This window comes from Acidimicrobiia bacterium (genome assembly GCA_036396535.1).
Taxonomy (GTDB): Bacteria; Actinomycetota; Acidimicrobiia; order Spongiisociales; family UBA5794; genus DASWKR01.
This window is the reverse complement of record DASWKR010000078.1, coordinates 1-5,623: the sequence shown is the minus strand read 5'-3', so window position 1 is coordinate 5,623 and position 5,623 is coordinate 1. Positions and strand designations below refer to the sequence as shown.

Below are 5,623 nucleotides of genomic sequence, written 5' to 3'. Positions count from 1 at the left end.
GGCTGAGGACGATCGTGGCGAGGCCGAGCGCCGCGTTCGGGCGCGCCATGATCGCCCCGATCGTGGACCGGAGGTCGGCCACGCGGCTGCCGCGCACGGCTCGGGGATCGACCCCTCCCGCGGCAACGAGGGGATCGGGTCTTAGGCGCCATGCCAGGTAGGCGCCGGCGCACCCGTAGAGGACCGCCGCTACGGCGAAAGGGGCGACATGGGGGGCCAACCCGATGGCTTCGCCGGCCTTCTCCTGCAGAGGCGTCAGGACCGGCCCGATCACGCCCCCGAGCGCGCCGACCCACACGACGAGAGCGATCGCGGCGCCGTACTGTCCCGGCTCTGCGAGGTCGGTAGCCGCGAACCGTGTCTGGAGCGTCGAGCTCTGGCCGGCCCCGAACACGAGCATCCCGATCAGCAGTCCGGCGAACACGCCGCTCTCGCCCGACACGAAGGCGAGAACCGCCCCGCCCGCCCCGATCGTGAACCCGAGCGAGAGCGCAGGCCGTCGCCCGCGCCTCGCAGCCCGCTGGGCGAGGGGGCCGGCGACTGCCGCCGTTCCGAACGTCATCATGGCGGACGGCAAGCCGGCCCACCGATCCGAGCCGAGCAGGTCGGACGCCAGCAACGGGACGACGGCCACCGCCGACGCGATGGCGGCGACTCCGAGAGCCTGGCCGGCCATGAGGACGCTCAGCGTCCTGCGCTGCATGGCCTCTCTCGTCACGCCGGGAGCGTACCGGCTCCGAAATACCGTGTTGCGTGGGTAAAGCTGCCAGCGTTCCGGGCCGAAAATGGATGGGTGACGACGTCACCGACCGCGCCCGCCCTCTCTGGGTTCGCAACGGGCAGGATCAGCCTGTTGTTCGACGCCGTCCCCGATCCCATGATCGTGACGAACGTGTCGGGGGTCATCCTGCGGGTCAGCAAGAGTGCCGGGAGGCTCCTCGGCCATTCGGCCACGTCGCTCGAGGGGGTCCCGCTCGCCGACCTCATCCCCGAAGACATGCGAGCCGAATATGCCCGACATCGGATGGACTTCCTCGCCGGCGGCGAGGACACTGCCCCCGAGCTCGAGACGCTGTTCATGACGGCGACGGGTCCCGTGATCCCGATCGACGCCTCGGTCGGGCGGCTCCAGATGGACGACGAGACATACCTGGTTCTCGTCATGCGCGAGGTGTCGGACAGGGTGGCGACCCAGCGACGTCTCGAGCGAATGGTCGCCCTCGACGAGCTGATCATGAGCATCTCGTCCCATCTCAACACGCCGAACTTCGATGACATCGACGACAGGATCGCCCAGTCGATCGGCGAGCTGGCCGCCTTCTGCTCCGCCGATGACGCCTACCTGTTCACGCGCCAGGTGTCGGGTTCCTTTCGCCTGCACAGCCGCCGAGCCGTCTCCGACCAGCACCGCGGTGTCGTGACCGTCGGTCTCGACAAACTCCGGTGGATCCGGGAGGTGATCGATGGGGGAACGGTCGTGACCGTGCTGACGGATGAGTGGGGCTCGGACGAGTCCGCATCGGACCGCCGGCTCCTCGCCGAGAGCGGAGTCGCATCCGCCATCATCATCCCGTTGCGGGCGTCGGGGAGGACGGTGGGATTCTGCGGCATCGAGTCGACCGAGGCGACCCGGGCGGCTTGGCCCGCCGAAGACGTCTCAGGTCTGGTGGTCCTCCAGGACTTTCTGGAGAACGCTCTCGAGCGCAAGAGGATCGGCTCGGAGCTGCGCAGGGCGAACCGCATGCTGCAGGCAGTTTCGGAGTGCAACGACACGTTGATCAGGGCCCACGACGAAGCCGAGTTGCTGCGGGACGTGTGCCGCATCGTCGTCGAGACGGGCGACTACGCGTTGGCATGGGTCGGCTACGCGCTCGACGACGAGGAGAAGTCGATCGTTCCTCAGGCACACTGGGGTGAGGATCGCGGCTTTCTCACGGGGCTCAAGCTGTCGTGGGAGGACGGCGACAACGGTCGAGGCCCGGCCGGCATGGCGGTGCGGACCCGCAGGCCGGTGTCGGTCCAGAACACCGCAGCCGACACCTTCGTACGCTCGCACTCCCGACCGGCTCAGCACGGCTTCCTGTCGGTGGTCACCGTGCCGGTGTTCTTCGGGGACGAGGTGGCGGGGCTCCTCGCCGTGTACGACAGCGACGTGGGAGCCTTCAAATCGCCGGAGGTTCAGGTGCTGCAGCGATTCGCGGACGACCTCGGATTCGGGATCGCCGCACTGCGAACCAGAGCTCGCCAAGTCGAGGCCGAGGCGCAGCTGCGCGACCTGCTCCGCTCCAAGGACGAGCTCATCGCGACGATCGCCCACGAGCTGCGCACCCCGCTCACGGGAGTCGTCGGTTTTGCCCAGCTTCTGCGGGACGACGAAGGCGCCCTCAAGCCGGAGGCGAGGTCCGAGATGATCAGGCTCGTCGCCGAGCAGGGGATGGATCTCACGAACATCGTCGACGATCTCCTCGTCGCCGCCAAGGCCGAGGCGGGGACGCTCGAGGTCGCCAGCGTCAGGGTCGATCTGCGCGCTCAGGCTGCCCAGGTGCTCGAGGCATGGGGCACCGGGATCACGGGTGACGTCGAGTTCTCGGGAGTGGCGGCGTACACCGTGGGCGATCCGGCCCGGGTCAGGCAGATCCTCCGCAACCTGGTGTCGAACGCCCTGCGCTATGGCGGCGACAAGATGTTCGTGCGCGTCGGAGCCGAAGGAGACGGCGTCTACGTCACCGTCGAGGATGACGGGGCAGGGGTTGCTCCGGACGAGCACGAGACCATCTTCGAGCCTTACAGGCGGGCCCACAACGCCCCGGGTATGACTGCTTCGATGGGTCTCGGCCTGTCGATCTCGCGTGACTTGGCGCGCCTCATGGGCGGCGATCTCACCTACTGTCGGGACGCCGGCCGCAGTGTGTTCAGGTTCGCCATGCCGGCGACCACGTCAGCGTCGCTCTAGAACCAGGACGGGGAGCGTTCGGGAGGTCTTCGACTGGTAGTTGGCCCAGCGTCGGTCCCGAGACGTGAGACGCTCCCACAGGCGATCGCGCTCTTCGTGGGACGTCTCGCGGGCTCTGACCGCGACGTCTGCGCCTGCGACGTTGACGACGGTGTCGGGATTCGCCTTGAGGTTGTGGTACCACCCGGGGTGCTGTGGGGCGCCGCCCATCGAGGCGACGACGACGTACCCGTTGTCGACGTTGAGGAAACTGAGCGGGGTGTGCCGCACCCGTCCCGACATGGCACCTCGGTGGCTGAGCACGAGGAGCGATCCGTCGTCGCCGCCTCCGCCGAACTTGCCGGTCGACTTGATGAGGCTTGCGTGGAGGGTCGTGCCGGCTCGCATCAACGCATTTCCCATGACCACACCCTCTCTAACGGCCTCCAACCATACTGATCGTCGGTCAGGCTCGAAGCGCCTCGAGATCTCCCAACGATGCCCACTCGAGCGTGCGGGCGTGCGTCGCCTCGAGCACCACCCTGGGCGCGACGCCGGCCCCCATCGCCTCGACCCACCGAGACGCACACAGGCACCAGCGGTCCCCCGGCTCCAGGCCGGGGAAGTGGGGTTGCGGCGTCGACAGGTCGTTGCCGACCGACCTGGAGAAGTCGAGGAACTCCTCCGTGACGACGACGCACACCGTGTGGACGCCGTGGTCCTGGGCGTCCGTGTTGCAGCACCCGTCGCGAAGCCACCCGGTGAGCGGGTCGGCCGAGCACTCGGCCAACTCGGTTCCGAGGACGTTCTTCGCCATGCGTGGATTGTGGCAGCCGTTCACGACCGTGCCGCCGCCATGGTGGATCTCAAGCACTACACGTCGTTCGACTCCGACAGCAGCCGATGGTCCGGGTTCGCGATGAAGCCGGGCCACGTCGTGATCTCCACGCCCTCGAAGAGCGGCACAACCTGGATGCAGACGTTGTGCGGTCTTCTGATTTTCGACGATCTCGAGTTCCCGGATCGCGTCGAACGTCTGTCGTCCTGGCTGGATCACCTCACGGAGGCGATGGCCGAGATCGCCGAGCGTCTCGGTTCGCAGCGGCATCGTCGCTTCATCAAGACCCACACTCCGCTCGACGGTGTTCCGTCTTCGTCCGCACGTCATCTATGTGATGGTCGGACGGGATCCCCGCGACGCCGCCGTCTAGTTCATGCACCACTCGGCGAACATCGACCACCAGGCGTTCTCAGCCATCGTTCGGGCGGTCACGGGCCAGCCCACCCCGGACGACGACAGCCGAGGCCGGAGCCACCGGCGCCCGCCGAACGGCTTCGTCTGTTCCCCGAGTCCGACGAGGATCTGTCGATGGCTTCGGTCACTCTCGCCGGCGTGCTGGACCACCTCCGCTCGAGCTGGGAGCTGCGCGATCGGAGCAACGTCCACCTGTTCCACTACTCAGACTCGAGGCGAGACCTGCTGGCCGAGATGTCGATGCTCGCACGTGCCCTTCGGCACGGATGTGACACCGGAGCGGATCGCCGACTTCGCTGGACACGCACGCTCGAGTCGATGCGTGCCCGATCCAGTCACGTCACCACGGAGGCCGCCACGGGCTTCTGGATCGATTCGACGGCGTTCCTGCGCTCGGGAGTCACGGTGGAGTGGCGACAACTCATGAGCGGCGCGGACATCGATCGCTACTGGAACCGGGTGTCGCAGCTCGCCGCTCCCGACCTGGCTCGCTGGGCCCACGAAGGCCACGTCGCGCTGACCTAGCAGGACGATCGACGAATCCTGCCGAATGCGTTAGAGCACTCGCAGCTGATCGAGATCCTCGACAAGGTCCATGGGATATAGTTCCATAGCCAGAAGAGTCTTCTGAAGACCGCTCAGATTGACTCCCTGTTTGACGTCATATGCCGCGTGCACGAGGCTAAGCAGCCGCTTGCCGTGCCACTCAAATAGCCAGTTCGGATACTGGAGTTCGGGACCGTTCAGGTAGCGCAAACTCTTGCGGTCCCTTAGCCGATCGTCCCAGTCCTCCTCGTCCCGCAGTCGGCTCTCGAGACAACTCAGCACCGAGTCCGCAATATCCTGCAGATCCTCGGAGCCGTACTCAGTTCGGAAAGAGTATTGCTGACCATGGCGATATTCGCGAGTCCCGACGAGAATTCGCTCGCTGATCTCAAGCTGCTTGCCGAACACAACGAGCGGATCGACAAGATAGTTTTCGACGCAGTATCGAGAGGTCATCGGGCTCGCCGCAGATTCGCCACCTGTCATCGTCCCGTCACGGTCACGGAGAGTGCCGACCACGAGAGGCAAATCGGCATCACGCATGAAACTGACCAGCTTTTCAGCGGCTTCCACAGATCCCTTGCCTGCGGCATTAAGAGCGGAGTCGACTGCCACGAATGAGATCGCAATGTCGTGTGCACCTCGGAGTCCAGCGATGCCGCGAGCGACCGCGTTGTAGAACTTCTCGTCGGTGGAGCCTTCAACGAGAACGGTGCGCGCTGATATAGCTTGCACCAAACCACCGCTCATGCGCGAGACCGTGTCATGGATCGTATCGACGCCAGTTATCCGTGTTGGCGCTGTTGTCATTTCGAATAGTGATCCCGCAGGCGTGAGCGCGACCGTCGCCGTTGAATGCGTCGTCATGATCACCCGATGGCCGTGTTGCC

Annotated in this window: 6 protein-coding genes; 2 read left to right on the top strand and 4 right to left on the bottom strand. The window is 66.0% G+C overall.

The features are described from left to right. Positions 1–718: MFS transporter (locus VGC47_14085; protein ID HEX9856437.1), on the bottom strand; the 718-nt coding region annotated here is incomplete at its 3' end. A 75-nt stretch (positions 719–793) separates the two neighbouring features. Between VGC47_14085 and VGC47_14080 the strand changes: the two genes are divergently transcribed. Continuing rightward, on the top strand, positions 794–2,953 hold the full coding sequence (locus VGC47_14080; GenBank protein ID HEX9856436.1) for an ATP-binding protein: 2,160 nt from the start codon (positions 794–796) through the stop codon (positions 2,951–2,953). On the opposite strand, the gene VGC47_14075 is transcribed toward VGC47_14080, so the two are convergent. Next, positions 2,939–3,382 (bottom strand): nitroreductase/quinone reductase family protein, encoded by a 444-nt coding sequence (locus VGC47_14075; protein HEX9856435.1) that lies wholly within the window; start codon positions 3,380–3,382, stop codon positions 2,939–2,941. The two genes, VGC47_14080 and VGC47_14075, sit on opposite strands and share 15 nt — an antisense overlap. Positions 3,383–3,398: 16 nt before the next feature. Next, complete coding sequence (locus VGC47_14070) at positions 3,399–3,749, bottom strand: DUF2237 domain-containing protein (protein HEX9856434.1); 351 nt, start codon at positions 3,747–3,749, stop codon at positions 3,399–3,401. A gap of 552 nt (positions 3,750–4,301) precedes the next feature. Between VGC47_14070 and VGC47_14065 the strand changes: the two genes are divergently transcribed. Continuing rightward, the gene (locus VGC47_14065; protein ID HEX9856433.1) at positions 4,302–4,712 is read left to right on the top strand and encodes a sulfotransferase domain-containing protein; all 411 of its coding nucleotides are present in this window, start codon (positions 4,302–4,304) and stop codon (positions 4,710–4,712) included. A 30-nt stretch (positions 4,713–4,742) separates the two neighbouring features. Here the strand turns inward: VGC47_14065 and VGC47_14060 are convergent. Beyond that, positions 4,743–5,623, bottom strand: an 881-nt coding sequence (locus VGC47_14060) for a hypothetical protein (protein HEX9856432.1), incomplete at its 5' end; no start/stop codon positions are given.